This is a genomic window from Sphingobium sp. LB126 (genome assembly GCF_002795205.1).
GTDB lineage: Bacteria > Pseudomonadota > Alphaproteobacteria > Sphingomonadales > Sphingomonadaceae > Sphingobium > Sphingobium chungbukense.
In genome coordinates, this window is sequence record NZ_NETV01000001.1 from 1001755 (window position 1) to 1019077 (window position 17323).

Below are 17323 nucleotides of genomic sequence, written 5' to 3' on the forward strand. Positions count from 1 at the left end.
AATCAGGAAAGCATGACGCCCGCCGTCGAAACCAAGATGACCGCGCGCGACGTCAAGGTCTTCTACGGTGAGAAACAAGCGATCAAGGGCGTGTCGATCGACGTCGACATGGACAATGTGACCGCCTTCATCGGCCCGTCGGGCTGCGGCAAGTCGACCTTCCTGCGAACGCTGAACCGCATGAACGATACTGTGGCGAGCGCTCGCGTCGAGGGTACGATCACGCTGGACGGCGAGGATATCTACGCCCCCAGCATGGACGTGGTGCAACTGCGCGCCCGCGTCGGCATGGTGTTCCAGAAGCCCAATCCCTTCCCCAAGTCGATCTACGAGAATATCGCCTATGGCCCGCGCATCCATGGCCTCGCCCATGGCAAGGCGGACCTCGACGTCATCGTCGAAAAGTCGCTGCGCCGCGCAGGCCTGTGGGACGAGGTGAAGGACCGGATGCACGACAGCGGCACAGCCCTTTCGGGCGGCCAGCAGCAGCGCCTGTGCATCGGCCGCGCGATCGCCGTGGAACCGGAAGTGATCCTGATGGACGAGCCCTGCTCGGCGCTGGATCCCATCGCGACCGCCAAGATCGAGGAGCTGATCCACGAGCTGCGTGGCCGCTACGCCATCGTGATCGTCACCCACAACATGCAGCAGGCCGCCCGTGTGTCGCAGCGGACCGCCTTTTTCCATCTGGGCGAGCTGGTCGAATATGGCGTGACATCCGACATCTTCACCAATCCGAAGGCGGAACGGACGAAGGATTACATCACCGGACGCTACGGCTGATCCGGGGCAAGAGAGACAAGACATGGCAGAACATACGATCAAGGCGTTCGACCAGGAAATGGACAAGCTGCGCGGGCTGATCGCCGAAATGGGCGGTCGCGCGGAATCGGCGATCGAAAAGGCGATGCTGGCGCTGCAACGCCATGACAAGGTGATGGCGGCGGACGTCGTGGCCGAGGACAAGCGCATCGATGCGATCGAGGCGGAGGTCGAGAAGCTCGCGATCGAGATCATCGCGCTCCGCGCCCCGATGGCCAACGATCTGCGCGACGTGATCGCCGCGCTCAAGATCGTCGGCGTGGTGGAGCGGATCGGGGATTATGCGAAGAACATCGCCAAGCGCGTGCCGCTGATCGCCGCCAACCAGCGCACGCAGGAGCCGATCGCGCTTCTTCCTTCGATGGGCCAGGTCGCGGGCGAGATGGTGCAGGATGCACTGAACGCCTTTGCCGCGCGCGATGCGGATCTGGCCGTCGCAGTGATCGAGCGCGATACGGTGGTGGACGATTTCTACAACAGCGTCTTCCGCACGCTGGTCACCTTCATGGTCGAAAATCCCAAGACGATCAGCGAATGCGCGCACCTGCTGTTCATCGCCAAGAATATCGAGCGCATCGGCGACCATGCCACCAACGTGGCGGAGATGGTCTATTACGCGGCCACGGGCCAGACCCTGCCTGACCGCGAACGCGGCGGCGCACAAGCGGAGGACTGAGCATGGCGCGGGCCAAGATGCTTCTGGTCGAGGATGACGCGGCGCTGGCCGAATTGCTCATCTGGCATTTCAAGCGCGAGGATTTCGAAGTTTCGCACACTGTCGATGGTGAAGAGGCATTGCTGCTGGCACAGGAGAATGTGCCGGACATCGTGCTGCTCGACTGGATGGTGGAGAGCCTTTCCGGCATCGAGGTGTGTCGCCGCCTGCGCCGCATGAACGGCACGGCGAACGTGCCGATCATCATGCTGACCGCGCGAGGTGAGGAAGAGGACCGCGTGCGCGGTCTGGAGACCGGCGCCGACGATTATGTGACCAAGCCCTTCTCCCCCCGCGAACTGGTGGCGCGCGTCGGCGCGGTGCTGCGGCGCGTGCGGCCGGCGCTGGCGGGGGAAACGCTGACCTTCTCGGATGTCGAGATGGACACGGTCGGCCACAAGGTTCGCCGGGGCGGTCAGGTGATCCCGCTCGGGCCGACGGAATTCCGGTTGCTCAAGCATTTCCTGGAGCATCCCGGTTGGGTCTTCTCACGCGAGCGATTGCTGGACAGCGTGTGGGGGCAGGACAGCGATATCGAACTGCGCACTGTCGACGTGCATATCCGCCGGCTGCGCAAGGCGATCAATGCGGACGGGCGCTATCACGACATCATCCGTACGGTACGTTCGGCGGGCTATGCGCTGGATACCGACGGGGTAGCATAAGATTTCTGCCGACGGCCGGCTCTGGGGCGGAGACCGATCTGCTCCTGACCGTCACCCCCACATGATCCGGGACCGCTGCCTTTTCAGATTACAAGCCCGCGAAACCCGTGATCCCATCCAGACCAACAAAAAGGGCGCCGGAAGGCGCCCTTTCCATATCGTCCCAGAGGGAAGCGATTACTTCTTCAGCGTCAGGCCGCCGAAACGCTTGTTGAAGCGTGCCACCTGGCCGCCCTGCTCAAGCTGGCGGGTACCGCCCGTCCAGGCCGGGTGCGACTTGGGGTCGATGTCGAGCGCCAGCGTATCGCCTTCCTTGCCCCAGGTCGAACGGGTGCGGAAGGTGGTGCCGTCGGTCATCTGGACGGTGATGAAGTGGTAATCGGGATGCGTATCGGCCTTCATGGGTGTGCTCCGTCTAGGGGCCGGTTTCCGACCGGCCATGGATGCGAAAAACAAGCGAAGGCGCGCGGTTACATGGGTTCTCGCGCAAAAGCAAGGGGAGAAGCCAGCCCCTCCCCTCTGATCCTCAATCCTTCGGCGGATCGGCGATCATCGCGACGAAATTGGCCTCTGCATGGACCTTTCCGTCGATCGTCGCCTTGCCGCTGAACTTGCAGACGGCGCCGCGCATCTGCACGACCTCCACATGCAGGTCGAGCAGGCAGCCCGGCTCGACCGGGTTGCGGAACTTCACCGCGTCGATGCTCATGAAATAGACGAGCTTGCCCGACCCCGCGAGGTTCAGCGACTGGACGGTGAGTACGCCCGCAGCCTGCGCCATCGCCTCCACGATCAGCACGCCCGGCATGATCGGACGGCCGGGGAAATGGCCCTGGAAGAAAGGCTCGTTGATCGACACCGCCTTGATCGCGTGGATCGATGTGTTGGGCACGATCGAAACCACGCGGTCGACCAGCAGCATAGGGTAACGGTGCGGCAGCGACGCCATGACCCCGCGAATATCGAAGGGGCCGATGGCGTCGGCAACCGTAACAACCTGATCCGTCATCGAGCGATCAGCGCGACGTCGGCTGCTGCGACGGGTTGGCGGGCGCGGCGGCCGGGGCAGCGGCCTGGCCCTGACGGCCCGGCTGCCAGCCGGCCGGCGGCGTGATGCCGACGCTGGGCACCAGCGCGTTGAGCTGGGTCACGACCGACTGGGTGATGTCGACGGTCGGCTGGTAGGAGACGGTCGCGTCGGGCGACAGGATCAGGTCGACCTTCGCCTGGGTCATGGCAGCCTTGAGCGCATCGGACAGCTTGGCCGAAATCTGTTCCTCGACATAGGCGTTGGCGAGCGCGATCGGCTGGCCCAGGCGCTGCAATTCGGCCTGACCGTCCTGACCGGCCTTCTGATAGGCTTCATACTGGGTCTGGATCGCCGGGGTCGGCTTGTTGCCGGCCGCCTTCATCGCGGCTTCCAGGGCGGTGCCCTTCGCCTTGAGGTCGGCGTCGATGGCGTTCTTGCGCGCGGTGAAGCTGTCGATCTGCGCCTTGTAGGTGGTCTGGATCTGGGTGCGCGCGGTCGAATAGGCGGCGCTGGTGGCCACGGCGCGCTGTAGGTCGACGACGGCGATGCCGGTCTTCGACTGGGCGGCGGCCGGAACGCTGGTCAGCGCCACGGTGGTCATCGGCGCGAGAACGAGCGCGGCAGCCTTGAAAATCGTCTTCATCAGAATTGAGTCCCTACGTTGAAGGTGATGAGTTTGGTGTCGTCCCCTGGTTCCTTGAGCAGGGCCTTGGCGATGTCGATGCGGAACGGGCCGAAGGGCGAGTTCCAGTTGACGCCAAAGCCGACGGACACGCGCGGTTTCAGCGTGTCGCCCAGATATTCTTCTTCAAACGGCCCGATGATCAGCGTGTGCGTGTTCTGCGTCGGGTCTGTGATATTGTCTCCGGGGCAGACGCCATCGCTCACCGCGGGCGTACGCTGGCCGGTCGAGATATTGGAACATACGCCCGGCGAATGGCCGGTCACCTTGGGGTTGCGCAGACCGGCAACGGCGCCAGCATCGAGGAAGACCGACGGACGCAGGCCCATTTCCCGGGCGCCCGAACCCAGCGGAATCTCCACTTCGGCGCGCGCCATATAATAGATGCGGCCACCCAACGCGTCGTCGGAGACATTGCTGTTGCCCGACTGGCGGACATAAGTGCCGTTCGAATCCTTGGTCAGATACCAACGCTTCACGCGCGGGCCGACGCCGCGGATGTCGAAACCGCGAATCTGCGGTTCGCCCAGGAAGAAGCGATCGGTCAGGCGGATCGGATCGACCAGCTCGCCCGACGCATCCCGGCGATCCCCCTCCAGGCTGTGGATATAGCCGCCTTCGGCCGAAAGCGAGAAGATGAAGCCCTTGCCCAACGGCCAATATTTGGCCCCGTTGAGCCGCGTGCGCACATATTTGACGCTGCCGCCCAGGCCCGCAAAATCCTGGCTGAGAACGATGTTCTGCCCACGCGTCGGACGGATGCGGTTGTCGCGCGTATCATAGATCAGCGAATAGCCGAGCGACGAGGTCGTCCGCTTGCCGATCGCATCGCAAAGATAACGGCCGGCCAGCAACGGATCGCATTGGAGCCCTAGCGGGCCCGCGCCGTCCGGATCGGAATAATAGGTATTCTTGTCGAGCGTCACATCGTCCAGGTTCAGCGTATAGCGCAACGCCAGCGACATATATTCGGTGATCGGCACGCCCGCGCGGAGCTGGAACCCGGTGGTCGTCTGCTTATAGGTCGTGTCGCGGTCGTTATTGTTCAGATAACGGAAGCTGTTGAGGTCACGCCGATAGATGTCGCCGCCCAGCGCGATATTCTTGTCCATGAAATAGGGTTCGGTGAAACCCACTTCCACCGACTTGCTGTATGCCGAATAATTGACGCTGGTGCGCAGTTCCTGCCCCTTGCCGCGGAAGTTGCGCTGGGTGATCGACGCCGAGACGATGAAGCGTTCCAGCGAGGAGAAGCCGGCCGACAGCGACAGTTCGCCGGTCGATTTTTCCTGCACGTTGGTTTCCAGCACGATCCGGTCGGGCGCGGAACCCGGCTTCTGCTCGACGTCCAGCTTTTCCTGGAAGAAGCCGAGCGAATTGATGCGGTCCTTCGAACGCTTGACCAGGAAGCTGTTGAAGGCGTCGCCTTCCGCCAGACGGAATTCGCGGCGCACGACCTTGTCCTGCGTCAGCGTGTTGCCGTTGATGTCGACCCGCTCGACATAGACGCGCGGCGCGTTGGCGATGCGGAAATCGATCCCCATCGTCAGCGTGTCCTTGTCGCGGTTGAAGTCCGGCTGGACGTCCGCGAAGGCATAGCCGAACAGGCCTGCGGTCTCGCTCAGCGTGTCGACCGTGTCCTCGACCTGCTTGGCATTGTACCACTGCCCCTTCTTCATCGGCAGCATCTTGGTCAGCGAATCGCCCGACAGGTCGCGAATGTCGGATTCGACCTTCACATCGCCGAATTTGTAGCGCTGCCCTTCCTCGACCACATAGGTGATGATGAAGTCCTGCTTGTCCGGCGTCAGTTCGGCCACGGCCGAGATCACGCGGAAATCGGCATAGCCGTTGGTCAGGTAGAATTGGCGCAGCTTCTGCTGGTCATAGGCCAGGCGGTCGGGATCGTAGCTGGTGCCCGAGGAAAAGATGCGGAACCAGCGCGACTGTTTCGTCACCATCTGGCCGCGCAGTTCGCCGTCCTTGAACTTCTCGTTGCCGATGATGTTGATCTGGCGGACCTTGGACTTGGGGCCCTCGCTGATCTCGAAGACGATGTCGACGCGGTTCTGGTCGAGCTGCACCATCTTCGGCTCGACCGTCGCGGCGAAGCGGCCCTGGCGGCGATACAGTTCGATGATGCGGGCGACGTCGGCGCGCACTTTCGAGCGGGTATAGATCTGGCGCGGAGCCAGTTTTATTTCAGGACGTATCTTGTCTTCCTTGAGGCGCTTATTACCTTCAAGGACGATGCGGTTGATGACCGGGTTTTCCTTCACCTCGACGGTCAGCGCGCCATTGTCGTTGCGGATCTGGACGTCGGCGAACAGCTCCGTCTCGTAAAGGTCGCGCAACGCCTGGTCGAGCGATTCCTGGGTGAAGGTCTGGCCGACGCGCAGCTTGGTGTAGGACAGCACCGTGTCCGGCTCCAGACGCTGGATGCCGGTCACGGCGATATTGCGGATCGTTCCGGCCGTGGGCGTCGTCGCAGGGACGGGCGCAGGGGCAGGAGCCGGCGGGGCGTTTTGCGCCACAGCCGGAACCGCAGACATGCCCGCGATCATCGTGGTCGCCAACAGGGCCACGACGACCGGGCGGTGCCTGTTGCTGCTCTTCATCGCTGTCACCCGCTCCACCTTCTACCAAAAAGCAACATGTCGTTCACGCCGGACTCATTCCGTACACATCCGGAAAGACGGCGCCAAATCGCGTCCTCCTGCCCGATACGGCTCAGCCGATCAAGCCGGACAGACGATCCCAGAGACCGAAAGAGGATAAATCGTTGAATGTTACCAGCACCATCATCGCCAGCAGGACCGCCAGACCCGAGCGATAAGCCCATTCCTGCACCTGCGGGCTGACGGGCCGCCGCTGTATCGCCTCCACCCCGTAGAACAGCAGATGGCCGCCATCCAGCATGGGGATTGGCAAGAGATTGATGAATCCCAGATTAATCGAGATGAGGGCCATGAAGAAGACGAAGCTCTCCACCCCCAGCGTGGCCGCCTGACCCGAAACCTCCGCGATCTTGAGCGGCCCGCCCAATTCCTTGACCGACCGGCCGCCGCCGATGATCTGGCCCAGGGTTTCGACCATGGTGCGGATGATCTGACCCGTCCGCTCGATCGCGACGACCGGCGCGCGCAGCAGGCTCACCGGCTCGATCACCGGTTCGCCGGGCGCGATGCCAAGGCGGCCGATGCGGAACTTGTTGCCGAAGCCGTCATCCTCCTCGATCGCGCCGACCTTGCCCTGCTTTTCGAACAGCTTGCCCTTGCGGTCGATCATGATGGTGACAGGCTCGCCAGGGCGGATTTGCGCGAACAGGCGAATATCGTCGAAGGTCGCCATTTCCCGCCCGTTGAGCGAGACGATGCGATCGCCCGCGACGATGCCCGCCGCGGCAGCCGCGCTGCCTGCCTGCACCTGTCCCGCCACAGCGGGCGTGCGGCTCTCGCCATGGACGAAGGCGAAGGTCGCCAGGATCAGGATGGCGAAGAGGAAATTGATCGCCGGTCCCGCCGCGACGATCGCCGCCCGCTGCCACAACGGCTTGGCGGGGAAGCTCTGCGCCCGCTCGGCCGCCGGCATTTCCAGCCAGCGCGGATCGGTCTGGCTGGCGGCGTTCATGTCGCCCTTGAACCGCACATAGCCACCCAGCGGCAGCGCGCCCAAACGCCAGCGGGTGCCCCGCCTGTCCACCCAGGCTGCGATTTCGGGGCCGAAGCCGATGGAAAAGGCCTCGGCCTTCACCCCGCACCAGCGGCCCACCAGATAGTGGCCCAGCTCATGCACGAAGACGAGCGGTCCGATGACTGCCACGAAAGCGAGTACAGTCAGCAGGAAACCGGGATTCTGGATCAAGCGGTCAATCTTTCCATCACTTGTGCGGCCATATTACGCGCCTGCGCGTCCGCTTCCAGCACATCGTCGATCTGGCGGGGCACAGGCGCGCTATAGCGGTTCAGGACATCCTCCACAATCATGGCGATATCAAGGAAGCCGATGGCGCCTTTAAGGAAGGCCGCGACCGCGACCTCATTGGCGGCGTTCAATATGGCGGGGGCCGCGCCGCCCGCCTGCGCCGCCTGCCGCGTCAGGCGCAGCGCCGGGAAGCGCTCCTCATCAGGCGCCTCGAAATCCAGACGGCCGATCCGGGCAAGATCGAGCGGCTGGCAGGGCGTCGCGATCCGCTCCGGCCAGGCGAGCGCGTGGGCGATCGGAATGCGCATGTCGGGCGAACCGAGCTGTGCCAAGGTGGAACGATCGCGAAATTCGACCATGCTATGGATGACCGACTGGGGATGGACGAGGATCTCGATCCGGTCGAGCCCGACCGGGAAGAGATGCGCCGCCTCGATCAGTTCCAGCCCCTTGTTCATCATCGTCGCGCTGTCGACGCTGATCTTCGCGCCCATCGACCAATTGGGATGGGCGACCGCCTGCGCCGGGGTGATGCCACGCATCTCCTCCCGGCTGCGGGTGCGGAAAGGGCCACCGCTGGCCGTCAGGGTGATCCTTGCCACATCGTCCAGACGGCTGCCCGCCAGGCACTGGAATATCGCATTATGCTCGCTGTCGACGGGCAGCAGCGTGGCGCCGGACGCGGCAACCGCGTCCATCATCAGCGCGCCCGCCGACACCAGCGATTCCTTGTTGGCAAGGGCAATGGTGCCGCCTGCCTTCAGCGCCGCCATGGTCGGGCGCAATCCCGCGCAACCGACGATCGCGGCCATGCTCCATTCCGCCCCGGCCTGCGCGGCATCGACCAGAGCGTCCTCGCCCGCCGCCGCCTCCACGCCGGAACCGCGCAGCGCGTCCTTCAAAGCCCGATAATGCGCTTCCTGACCGATGACGGCGATCTTCGCATTGCTTTGGCGCGCAGCGGCGGCGAGACCCGCCACATCGCTATGCGCGGTGAGCGCGACGACCCGATAGGCGTCGGGTTCGCGCTGGATCAGGTCCAGCGTCGACATGCCGACCGACCCGGTCGCACCAAAGATCGAAACCGTCTTCATGAGGACAACACCAGAAAGATATAGCAGATCGCCGCCAAGGGCGCTGCGGCGACCACGCCGTCCAGCCGGTCCATCACACCGCCATGTCCAGGGAGCAGCGTCCCGCTGTCCTTGACCCCGGCCCGGCGCTTCATCCAGCTTTCGAGCAGGTCGCCAAGCTGCGCGGCCACCGCGAGCAGACCGCTAGCCGCCGCAAGCTGGACCGGCAATCCGACGAAATGATGGAGCAGGAACCCCACCGACAGCGCCGCCAATATGCCCCCGCCCAGGCCCGACCAGGTCTTGGACGGGCTGACATGCGGCGCCAGCTTTGGCCCGCCGATGGAGCGACCGGCAAAATAAGCGCCGATATCCGTCGCCCATACCAGTGCGAGCGCCCAGAAGGCCAGCAGCAGACCCCGAAGATCGGGCGCCTGTTCGCGCAGGAACAGCAGCGCCATCACCGGCACGACGATATAGGGCACGCCCAGCGCCAGCTTCACCGACCGTCCGACCAGCGCTACGAAGAAGAAGGCGGCCGTCATCAGTCCGAAGGCCAGCCACGACACCCCGGCCGCGACCGGACACAGGATCGCCAAAGGCACCGATATGGCGAACATCGCCAGTTTACGGTTCTCCGGCGTCGCCCCGGTCAAATCGCCCCATTCACCCTGCATCAGCACGCCAGCGACGACCAACAGCAGCCAGAACAGGAATCCGCCGGCAAACAACGCGCCCAGCGCCACCGATATGAGGATGGCGCCAACCACTGCGCGGGTGCGAAGCTCACTCGACATGCACGTCACAGCCCGCCGAAACGGCGGTCCCTCAGGCGGAAGGCATCCAGTGCCGTGGCGAGCGCCCGCGCGTCGAAATCCGGCCACAACATGTCGGTGAAATACAGTTCCGCATAGGCGGCCTGCCACAGCATGAAATTGCTGAGCCGCTGCTCGCCCGAGGTACGGATCATCAGGTCCAGCGGCGGCAGATCGGCGGTGTAGAGCGCCGCATCGATGTCACCGATGCCGATCTCCTCCGCCGCGATCTCTCCGGCGGCCACGCGGCGGGCCAGTATCTGCGCCATCCGCACCAGTTCGTCCTGCGCTCCATAATTGAGCGCAATGGCGATGATCGGGCCGGTATTCGCGGCCGTGCGCGCCATCGCTTCCTCGATCAGTTCGACCAGCGACGGGTCTAGCGCCTGATAATGGCCAATGATCCGCAACCGCACGCCATTGGCATGGAATTCATCCAGGTCGGACTGGATGAAATGGCGCAACAGACCCATCAGGTCCGCGACTTCGCTCGCCGGGCGCTTCCAGTTCTCCGAGGAGAAGGCGTAGAGCGTCAGGCATTCCAGCCCCATTTCCCGCGCCGCGCGGGCAACGCGGCGCACCGCCTCCACCCCCGCGCGATGGCCGGCGATGCGCGGCAGGAAACGCTTTTTCGCCCAGCGTCCGTTGCCATCCATGATGATGGCGACGTGACGGGGTCCGGGGGACCCCGTGCGGATGCCGTCGACGGGGCGCGCGCCATGGGCTGGCGCACCACTGCTGAGGTCGGGCTTGGCCTGGCTGGCCATCAGATGGTCGTTCGCGCCATGAGGAAGAGTGGAAAGCCTCGGCTCACTGGCCGAGAATTTCCTTCTCCTTCGCCGCCGCCGCCGCATCGATATCAGCGATGGTGCTGTCGGTCAGCTTCTGGACTTCGGTTTCCAGCCGCTTGCGCTCGTCCTCGCTGAGCTCGCCCTTCTTCTCGTCGGTCTTCAGGCTGTCCATGCCGTCGCGGCGGACATTGCGCACGGCGACGCGGGCGCCTTCGGCATATTTGCTGGCGAGCTTGGCCAGTTCCTTGCGGCGTTCCTCCGTCAGGTCCGGGATCGGCAGGCGCAGCGTCTGGCCGTCAACGATCGGATTGAGGCCGAGACCCGCCGAACGGATCGCCTTGTCGCAGGGGCCGACATTGGTCTTGTCCCACACCTGCACCGACAGCATGCGCGGTTCGGGCGCGGAAACGGTCGCCACCTGGTTGAGCGGCATATGCGCGCCATAGACCTCGACCGTCACGGGATCGAGCAACTGGATATTGGCGCGGCCGGTGCGCAGGCCCGCCAGATCGCCTTTCAGCGATTCGACGGCGCCGTGCATGCGGCGTTCGAGGTCGGCCTTGTCATATTGAGCCATTTTGTTTCAGCGCTCCTGATTTTGCACGATCGTCGCCACACCGTCGCCGGCCAGCACCTTGGCCAGATTGCCGGTTTCGCGAATGTTGAACACGACGATGGGGATATTGTTTTCGCGGCAGAGGGCAATGGCGCTCGCGTCCATGACCTTGAGGTTATCATTCAGCACCTGATCGAAGCTGATTTCCTCGTAACGCGCGGCGTCCGGCACCTTCTTGGGATCGGCATTGTAGATGCCGTCGACGCTGGTGCCCTTGAACAGCGCGTCGCAGTCCATTTCCGCCGCGCGCAGCGCCGCCGTGGTGTCGGTGGTGAAGAAGGGGCTGCCGGTGCCCGCCGCGAAGATCACGATCCGGCCCTTTTCCATATGCCGCACCGCCTTGCGCCTTATATAGGGCTCGCAGACCGACGCCATCGGAATGGCGGACTGGACGCGGGTGTCATAGCCGATCTTCTCGAGCGCATTCTGCACCGCCAGTGCGTTCATGACCGTGGCCAGCATGCCCATATAGTCGGCGCTCGCCCGGTCGAACCCCTTGGCCGCCCCGGCAAGACCCCGGAAGATATTGCCGCCGCCGACGACCACGCACAGTTCGAAGCCCGCATCCTTGGCCGCCGCGATCTCCCCGGCGACGCGGTTCACGGTCTCCGGCTCGATGCCGAACTGCCCCTGCCCCATCAGCACTTCGCCCGAGAGTTTCAACAAGATGCGCTTGAAGGCGGGTCGGGTCATGCGGGGCGCTGTTCCTTTTATGATTGGGCAAGGAAATGGCGCGCACCTTAAGCAGCGCGCGCCATTATGTGAAGCAGGGTTTTGAAACCCCGAACTTCCTTAGCGTCCGCTCCCGGCTTGTCGAGAAGCCTCTGCCTCCCGACACCGCCCGAAGCGAACCATCTGTCGGATCAGACGCCAGCGGCAGCGGCGACTTCAGCGGCGAAGTCGCTCGTTTCCTTCTCGATGCCTTCGCCGAGCTGGAAGCGAACATAGCTCTTCAGCGTGATCGACGCGCCGGCATCCTTGGCCGCCTTGGCGACGACGTCGGCGACCGGGGTCTTGTTGTCCATCACGAAAAGCTGGCTGAGCAGCGCCTGCTCCTTGGCGAACTTGGCGACCGCGCCGTCGACCATCTTGGCGACGATCTCGGCGGGCTTGCCCGATTCGGCGGCCTTTTCAGCGGCGATGGCGCGCTCCCGCTCCAGCAGGGCCGGATCGATATCGGCAGCCGACAGCGCCAGCGGGAAGGCAGCGGCGATGTGCATCGCGATCTGCTTGCCCAGCGGCTCCAAAACGTCGACTGAGGCGTCGCCTTCCAGCGCAACCAGCACGCCGATCTTGCCCAGGCCCGGAGCAGCCGCATTGTGGACGTAGGGAACGACCACGCCCTGGCTCACTTCGACCTGGCCGACGCGGCGCAGGGTCTGGTTTTCACCGATGGTGGCGATATTGGCGACCAACTTCTCGGCCACGGTGCCGCCCGAGGGATAGGCAGCGTTCGCCAGCGCGTCGACGTCGGCAACGCCGTTCTCCAGCGCGATGGTGGACACGGTGCGCACGAAATCCTGGAACTGGTCGTTCTTGGCAACGAAGTCGGTTTCGCTGTTCACTTCGACGGCGACGCCCTTGGTGCCGGCGACGGCGACACCGACCAGGCCTTCAGCGGCGGTGCGGCTCGACTTCTTCTGCGCGGCGGCCAGACCCTTGGCGCGCAGCCAGTCGGTGGCCGCTTCGATGTCGCCATTGGCTTCGGTGAGCGCCTTCTTGCAATCCATCATGCCCGCGCCCGAACGGTCGCGCAGTTCCTTGACGGCGGCAGCGGTAATCTCGGCCATGTTGAGGCTCCTAATGTTTCGGGTGTTTCCAATAAGCGCTAGGGCGCGTTCCAGTGGAGCGCGCCCTAGCCTGTCAATCTTGCAGTTCGAAGACCGCGCCTCAGGCCTGAGCGACGACCTCTTCGGCCTCCGGCTCGTCCAGAGCGCCCAGATCGACGCCCGAAGCCTGCTGCGCACCACGGTTGCCCTTGGTGGCGGCGGCGGCGATGGCATCGCAGTAGAGGCGGATCGCGCGGCTGGCGTCGTCATTCGCCGGAACCGGGAAGGCGATGCCGTCGGGCGAGACGTTCGAATCGAGGATCGCGACGACCGGGATGCCCAGCGTGTTGGCTTCCTTGATCGCCAGCTCTTCCTTGTTGGCGTCGATCACGAACATGACGTCGGGAATGCCGTTCATGTCGCGGATGCCGCCCAGCGACAGTTCGAGCTTCTCGCGCTCGCGGGTCATCTGAAGGACTTCCTTCTTGGTGAAGCCGTGGGTGTCGCCCGACAGCTTCTCTTCCAGGGTCTTCAGACGCTTGATCGAGCCGGAAATGGTCTTCCAGTTGGTGAGCATGCCGCCCAGCCAGCGATGGTTGACGAAATGCTGGCCCGACTTGCGGGCGGCTTCAGCGATCGGATCCTGCGCCTGGCGCTTGGTGCCGACGAACAGCACCTTGCCACCGGCGGCGACGGTCGCCGACACGAAGTCCAGCGCGCGGCCGAAGAGCGGCACGGTCTGCGACAGGTCGAGGATGTGGATGCCGTTGCGCTCGCCGAAGATGTACGGCTTCATGCGCGGGTTCCAGCGGTGGGTCTGGTGGCCGAAATGGGCGCCAGCCTCGATCAATTGGTGCATGGTGACGACAGGTGCCGCCATAATAGTTCTCCTTCCGGTTACACCTCTGGGAATCAGGAACCGGGCGTCACGCCAGGCACCGGATATGTCGATTCCCATGTGGAATGGGCGCGCCTTTAGCGAGCCGGGAAAGCCAATGCAAGGGGTTGACTCTCCATTCTGGATGGAACATAAGAAGAACATAGGGAACAAATGACGGTTTTCGGCCATTTGCTCACCCATAGTGAACCAAGCCGTGAAAATGGCAAGACGGAAAGTGATCTGCTTATGTTCGCACTGGTCGCAGCATGTGTTTTCATCGGATCGTTCCTGCTTGCCGCAGGCACCATCATCGCGATGTTCGCCCTTTATCATGACAAGATCGTCGCGGCGCTGACGTTCGAGCCCATCCCGCAGGAAGTGCAGGTCTATCGCCTGCGGATCACCCGCCGCCGCGCTGTTCCGGCCATGCGCCGGTCCGGTCCGGCCTTCCCGGCCGCCGCCTTCGCCGCCTGAGGAACTACTGCCCCTCGCCCGACCGCTGGCCGCGCACCTTGGCATAGGACATCATGCCGAAGGGGATGAGCGAGAGGTAAAGGGCGCACAGGACCAGCAGCGTCAGCCAGGGATCGGTGATCAGCAGCGCCGCCAGCAACCCCGCAAGCGCGATCGCCTCCAGCCTGATCCGCTTGCGCAGCCGAAGCGCCGACCAGCTATAAGTCGCGATGCTGGAGATCATCAGGAAAGCGGTGAAGGCCGTCCAGGGCGCCACCACATACCATTCACGGAACAGCGGCTCGCCCGTCACCAGCCAGAGATAGAGCGGCACGAAGGCCAGCCCCGCCCCGGCAGGCGCCGGAACGCCGGTCAGGAAACCGGCCGATTTGTGCGGCTGTACATCGGCATCGATATTGGCGTTGAACCGCGCCAGCCGCAGCGCGCAGGACAGCGCATGCGCCAGGGCGAATATCCAGCCGAATTTCGGCATGGCATGCAGCGACCAGAGATAGAGCACCAGTGCAGGCGCCACGCCGAAAGCGATGGAATCCGACAGCGAGTCCAGTTCCGCCCCGAAACGGCTTTCCCCCCGCAACAGCCGGGCGATCCGTCCATCCAGCCCGTCCAGCACGCCAGCGATCAGGATGGAGAGCACCGCCCTCTCCCACTCGCCCGAAATGCCGTAGCGCACGCCGGTCAGGCCGAAGCACAGCGCCATCGCCGTCACGGCATTGGGCGCCACCATCCGCAGGGTGATCCCCCGGCGCAGGCCGCGCGGGATGGCGCGCCGCTGCCGCATTATTGCTGAATCCCCGAAATCACGCGCATGTCGCCGATCTGGCCGAGGATCGTCTCGCCCGCCACGGTACGCTGCCCCAATACGACCCGCGGCGCGGTACCCGCTGGCAGATAGACGTCGACCCGGCTGCCGAAGCGAATGAGGCCGATGCGCTGCCCCGCCGCGACCATGTCGCCCGGCTTCACGAACGGCACGATGCGCCGCGCCACCAGGCCCGCGATCTGCGTGAAGCCGATCCGCACCCCGTCATGGCGCTCGACCAGTATATGCTGCCGCTCATTATCCTCGCTTGCCTTGTCGAGATCGGCGTTCAGGAACTTGCCCGATATATAGACCACCGACTTCACCATGCCCCCGATCGGCGTGCGGTTGATATGCACGTCGAACACGCTCATGAAGATCGACACGCGGATCATCGGCTGGTCGCCCAGCCCGTCCGGGCCCGCCATCTCGCGCGGCGGCGGCACCCGCTGGATCAGCGTCACCAGCCCGTCGGCGGGCGCGACGATGGCACGCTCGTCCTGCGGCACGGCACGCACCGGATCGCGGAAGAAGGCCAGCACCCAGATCGTCACCATCACCATCAGCCAGCCGGGAATCTCCCAGCCGACCAGGAACAGCACGGCGGTGATCGCCGCCGCGATCAGGCCGAATTTGACGCCCTCCGGATGCACGGAAGGAAATCGCCATTTCACATTGCCGCCCAGCGCGACGGTCAGTTCGTCATTTTCCATGGGCACCGTCTTTAGGCACAGTCAGTTACAGTGACAACGCCCGATCCCGCTCCCGGACCCATGAAATGATCCTACCCTGCAAACGCCATTACCCGGACAAACTGCGCAGTTGAACATTGCCGCCGCTTTGCCTAGGGCGGGTCCCAAATTCCACCCGAACGAAGAAAGCGAATAGGCGCTATGGCTAAGATCAAGGTGAAAAACCCCGTCGTGGAGATCGACGGCGACGAAATGACGCGGATCATCTGGCAATGGATCCGTGAGCGCCTCATTCTCCCCTATCTCGACATCGACCTCAAATATTACGACCTTGGCGTCGAGAAACGCGACGAGACCAACGACCAGATCACCATCGATTCCGCCAACGCGATCAAGGAACATGGCGTCGGCGTGAAATGCGCCACCATCACCCCCGACGAAGCCCGCGTCGAGGAATTCGGCCTGAAGGAAATGTGGAAGTCGCCCAACGGCACCATCCGCAACATCCTGGGCGGCGTGGTGTTCCGCGAACCCATCGTCATCCGCAACGTGCCGCGCCTGGTCCCCGGCTGGACCGACCCGATCGTCATCGGCCGTCACGCGTTCGGCGACCAGTATCGCGCCACCGACTTCCTCGTCCCTGGCCCCGGCAAGCTGCGCATGGTGTGGGACGGCGAAAATGGCGATAAGATCGAGAAGGACGTCTTCAACTTCCCGAGCTCCGGCGTCGCCATGGGCATGTACAATCTGGACGACTCGATCCGCGATTTCGCTCGCGCCAGCATGAACTATGCGCTGGGTCGCGGCTGGCCGCTCTATCTGTCGACCAAGAACACGATCCTCAAGGCCTATGACGGCCGCTTCAAGGACCTGTTCCAGGAAGTGTTCGACAATGAGTTTGCGGCAGAGTTCAAGAAGGTCGGCGCCGTCTACGAGCACCGCCTGATCGACGATATGGTCGCCTCCGCCCTGAAGTGGAGCGGCAAATTCGTCTGGGCGTGCAAGAATTATGACGGCGACGTTCAGTCCGACACGGTTGCGCAGGGCTTCGGCTCGCTCGGCCTCATGACCTCCGTGCTGCTCTCGCCCGACGGCAAGACCGTGGAAGCGGAAGCCGCGCACGGCACCGTGACCCGCCACTATCGCCAGCACCAGCAGGGCAAGGCGACCTCCACCAACCCGATCGCGTCGATCTTCGCCTGGACCCAGGGCCTTTCCTATCGCGGCAAGTTCGACGAGACGCCGGAAGTCACCAAGTTCGCCGAAACGCTGGAGAAGGTCTGCGTCGAAACCGTCGAGAGCGGCGCGATGACCAAGGACCTCGCCCTGCTGATCGGTCCGGAGCAGGCATGGATGACCACCGAGCAGTTCTTCGAGGCGATCCGCGTGAACCTGGAAGAAGCCATGGGCAAGTGGGCCTGATCCGACGGGCCTGAACCATCTGCATTCCGCGAGCCGTCGGCTATCCCGGCGAACTTGGAAATGCTCAGAGGGAACTGATCCGCATCCGCGCGGTTCAGTACGCTAACGGAACGAGGCGACGCCCCATCGGCGTCGCCTTTTCCATGGAACC

The 17323-nt window shown here is 63.9% G+C and carries 19 protein-coding genes; 5 read left to right on the forward strand and 14 right to left on the reverse strand.

Features of this window, described 5'->3' with window-relative positions; all coding sequences use genetic code 11:
* Positions 1 to 12 precede the first annotated feature (12 nt).
* Genes pstB through phoB form a run of 3 tightly spaced genes read left to right on the forward strand, consistent with a single transcriptional unit; the run spans position 13 to position 2202 of the window.
* Entirely contained in the window at positions 13 to 783 is a 771-nt protein-coding gene (pstB, locus tag CAF53_RS04850) for a phosphate ABC transporter ATP-binding protein PstB (protein ID WP_242443385.1), read from the forward strand.
* A gap of 22 nt (positions 784 to 805) precedes the next feature.
* Positions 806 to 1498, forward strand: a complete 693-nt coding sequence (gene phoU, locus CAF53_RS04855) for a phosphate signaling complex protein PhoU (protein WP_046764848.1) — start codon at positions 806 to 808, stop codon at positions 1496 to 1498.
* A 2-nt stretch (positions 1499 to 1500) separates the two neighbouring features.
* Entirely contained in the window at positions 1501 to 2202 is a 702-nt protein-coding gene (gene phoB, locus CAF53_RS04860) for a phosphate regulon transcriptional regulator PhoB (RefSeq protein ID WP_046764849.1), read from the forward strand.
* A gap of 177 nt (positions 2203 to 2379) precedes the next feature.
* Here phoB and rpmE read toward each other — a convergent pair whose 3' ends face one another.
* The 12 genes from rpmE to rpsB all read right to left on the reverse strand — a co-directional run bounded on the left by rpmE (position 2380) and on the right by rpsB (position 13782).
* Positions 2380 to 2604 carry a 50S ribosomal protein L31 gene (gene rpmE / locus CAF53_RS04865; protein WP_007687040.1) on the reverse strand — a complete coding sequence of 75 codons (225 nt, stop codon included), beginning with the start codon at positions 2602 to 2604 and terminating at the stop codon, positions 2380 to 2382.
* Between the two features lie 124 nt (positions 2605 to 2728).
* On the reverse strand, positions 2729 to 3211 hold the full coding sequence (gene fabZ, locus CAF53_RS04870) for a 3-hydroxyacyl-ACP dehydratase FabZ (protein ID WP_100237476.1): 483 nt from the start codon (positions 3209 to 3211) through the stop codon (positions 2729 to 2731).
* Positions 3212 to 3218: 7 nt separating this feature from the next.
* On the reverse strand, positions 3219 to 3875 hold the full coding sequence (locus tag CAF53_RS04875) for an OmpH family outer membrane protein (protein ID WP_100237477.1): 657 nt from the start codon (positions 3873 to 3875) through the stop codon (positions 3219 to 3221).
* A complete protein-coding gene (gene bamA / locus CAF53_RS04880; protein WP_046764851.1) occupies positions 3875 to 6532 on the reverse strand; it encodes an outer membrane protein assembly factor BamA in 2658 nt (885 codons plus the stop codon). The genes CAF53_RS04875 and bamA overlap by 1 nt, the downstream gene beginning before the upstream one ends.
* A gap of 112 nt (positions 6533 to 6644) precedes the next feature.
* Positions 6645 to 7778, reverse strand: a complete 1134-nt coding sequence (rseP, locus tag CAF53_RS04885; protein WP_046764852.1) for an RIP metalloprotease RseP — start codon at positions 7776 to 7778, stop codon at positions 6645 to 6647.
* The gene (locus CAF53_RS04890; protein ID WP_100237478.1) at positions 7775 to 8932 is read right to left on the reverse strand and encodes a 1-deoxy-D-xylulose-5-phosphate reductoisomerase; all 1158 of its coding nucleotides are present in this window, start codon (positions 8930 to 8932) and stop codon (positions 7775 to 7777) included. Before CAF53_RS04890 ends, rseP begins: the two co-directional genes overlap by 4 nt.
* Positions 8929 to 9708 (reverse strand): phosphatidate cytidylyltransferase, encoded by a 780-nt coding sequence (locus tag CAF53_RS04895; RefSeq protein WP_197707365.1) that lies wholly within the window; start codon positions 9706 to 9708, stop codon positions 8929 to 8931. Before CAF53_RS04895 ends, CAF53_RS04890 begins: the two co-directional genes overlap by 4 nt.
* A gap of 5 nt (positions 9709 to 9713) precedes the next feature.
* Complete coding sequence (locus CAF53_RS04900; RefSeq protein WP_046764855.1) at positions 9714 to 10493, reverse strand: isoprenyl transferase; 780 nt, start codon at positions 10491 to 10493, stop codon at positions 9714 to 9716.
* Between the two features lie 43 nt (positions 10494 to 10536).
* On the reverse strand, positions 10537 to 11094 hold the full coding sequence (frr, locus tag CAF53_RS04905; RefSeq protein WP_046764856.1) for a ribosome recycling factor: 558 nt from the start codon (positions 11092 to 11094) through the stop codon (positions 10537 to 10539).
* 6 nt (positions 11095 to 11100) lie between these two features.
* Complete coding sequence (gene pyrH / locus CAF53_RS04910) at positions 11101 to 11826, reverse strand: UMP kinase (RefSeq protein WP_046764857.1); 726 nt, start codon at positions 11824 to 11826, stop codon at positions 11101 to 11103.
* Between the two features lie 170 nt (positions 11827 to 11996).
* Positions 11997 to 12923 (reverse strand): translation elongation factor Ts, encoded by a 927-nt coding sequence (tsf, locus tag CAF53_RS04915; protein ID WP_046764858.1) that lies wholly within the window; start codon positions 12921 to 12923, stop codon positions 11997 to 11999.
* 100 nt (positions 12924 to 13023) lie between these two features.
* The gene (gene rpsB / locus CAF53_RS04920) at positions 13024 to 13782 is read right to left on the reverse strand and encodes a 30S ribosomal protein S2 (RefSeq protein ID WP_046764859.1); all 759 of its coding nucleotides are present in this window, start codon (positions 13780 to 13782) and stop codon (positions 13024 to 13026) included.
* A gap of 171 nt (positions 13783 to 13953) precedes the next feature.
* On the opposite strand from rpsB, the gene CAF53_RS04925 reads away from it, so the two are divergent.
* Complete coding sequence (locus CAF53_RS04925; RefSeq protein WP_232307594.1) at positions 13954 to 14256, forward strand: hypothetical protein; 303 nt, start codon at positions 13954 to 13956, stop codon at positions 14254 to 14256.
* 4 nt (positions 14257 to 14260) lie between these two features.
* Here CAF53_RS04925 and CAF53_RS04930 read toward each other — a convergent pair whose 3' ends face one another.
* Together CAF53_RS04930 and CAF53_RS04935 are read right to left on the reverse strand one after the other, a co-directional pair.
* Positions 14261 to 15037: a phosphatidylcholine/phosphatidylserine synthase gene (locus tag CAF53_RS04930; RefSeq protein WP_046764860.1), complete on the reverse strand. Its 777-nt coding sequence runs from the start codon at positions 15035 to 15037 to the stop codon at positions 14261 to 14263.
* Entirely contained in the window at positions 15037 to 15771 is a 735-nt protein-coding gene (locus CAF53_RS04935; RefSeq protein WP_100237480.1) for a phosphatidylserine decarboxylase, read from the reverse strand. The genes CAF53_RS04930 and CAF53_RS04935 overlap by 1 nt, the downstream gene beginning before the upstream one ends.
* A 180-nt stretch (positions 15772 to 15951) precedes the next feature.
* Here CAF53_RS04935 and CAF53_RS04940 point away from each other — a divergent pair, with 180 nt between their 5' ends.
* A complete protein-coding gene (locus tag CAF53_RS04940; protein WP_046764862.1) occupies positions 15952 to 17172 on the forward strand; it encodes an NADP-dependent isocitrate dehydrogenase in 1221 nt (406 codons plus the stop codon).
* Positions 17173 to 17323 lie beyond the last annotated feature (151 nt).

Bases quoted from the DNA above. Each gene is read 5' to 3' on its own strand.
- pstB (WP_242443385.1), top strand. From the start codon at position 13: ATGACGCCCGCCGTCGAAACCAAGATGACCGCGCGCGACGTCAAGGTC.
- phoU (WP_046764848.1), top strand. From the start codon at position 806: ATGGCAGAACATACGATCAAGGCGTTCGACCAGGAAATGGACAAGCTG.
- phoB (WP_046764849.1), top strand. From the start codon at position 1,501: ATGGCGCGGGCCAAGATGCTTCTGGTCGAGGATGACGCGGCGCTGGCC.
- rpmE (WP_007687040.1), bottom strand. From the start codon at position 2,604: ATGAAGGCCGATACGCATCCCGATTACCACTTCATCACCGTCCAGATG.
- fabZ (WP_100237476.1), bottom strand. From the start codon at position 3,211: ATGACGGATCAGGTTGTTACGGTTGCCGACGCCATCGGCCCCTTCGAT.
- CAF53_RS04875 (WP_100237477.1), bottom strand. From the start codon at position 3,875: ATGAAGACGATTTTCAAGGCTGCCGCGCTCGTTCTCGCGCCGATGACC.
- bamA (WP_046764851.1), bottom strand. From the start codon at position 6,532: ATGAAGAGCAGCAACAGGCACCGCCCGGTCGTCGTGGCCCTGTTGGCG.
- CAF53_RS04890 (WP_100237478.1), bottom strand. From the start codon at position 8,932: ATGAAGACGGTTTCGATCTTTGGTGCGACCGGGTCGGTCGGCATGTCG.
- CAF53_RS04895 (WP_197707365.1), bottom strand. From the start codon at position 9,708: ATGTCGAGTGAGCTTCGCACCCGCGCAGTGGTTGGCGCCATCCTCATA.
- CAF53_RS04900 (WP_046764855.1), bottom strand. From the start codon at position 10,493: ATGGCCAGCCAGGCCAAGCCCGACCTCAGCAGTGGTGCGCCAGCCCAT.
- frr (WP_046764856.1), bottom strand. From the start codon at position 11,094: ATGGCTCAATATGACAAGGCCGACCTCGAACGCCGCATGCACGGCGCC.
- pyrH (WP_046764857.1), bottom strand. From the start codon at position 11,826: ATGACCCGACCCGCCTTCAAGCGCATCTTGTTGAAACTCTCGGGCGAA.
- tsf (WP_046764858.1), bottom strand. From the start codon at position 12,923: ATGGCCGAGATTACCGCTGCCGCCGTCAAGGAACTGCGCGACCGTTCG.
- rpsB (WP_046764859.1), bottom strand. From the start codon at position 13,782: ATGGCGGCACCTGTCGTCACCATGCACCAATTGATCGAGGCTGGCGCC.
- CAF53_RS04925 (WP_232307594.1), top strand. From the start codon at position 13,954: ATGACGGTTTTCGGCCATTTGCTCACCCATAGTGAACCAAGCCGTGAA.
- CAF53_RS04930 (WP_046764860.1), bottom strand. From the start codon at position 15,037: ATGCGGCAGCGGCGCGCCATCCCGCGCGGCCTGCGCCGGGGGATCACC.
- CAF53_RS04935 (WP_100237480.1), bottom strand. From the start codon at position 15,771: ATGGAAAATGACGAACTGACCGTCGCGCTGGGCGGCAATGTGAAATGG.
- CAF53_RS04940 (WP_046764862.1), top strand. From the start codon at position 15,952: ATGGCTAAGATCAAGGTGAAAAACCCCGTCGTGGAGATCGACGGCGAC.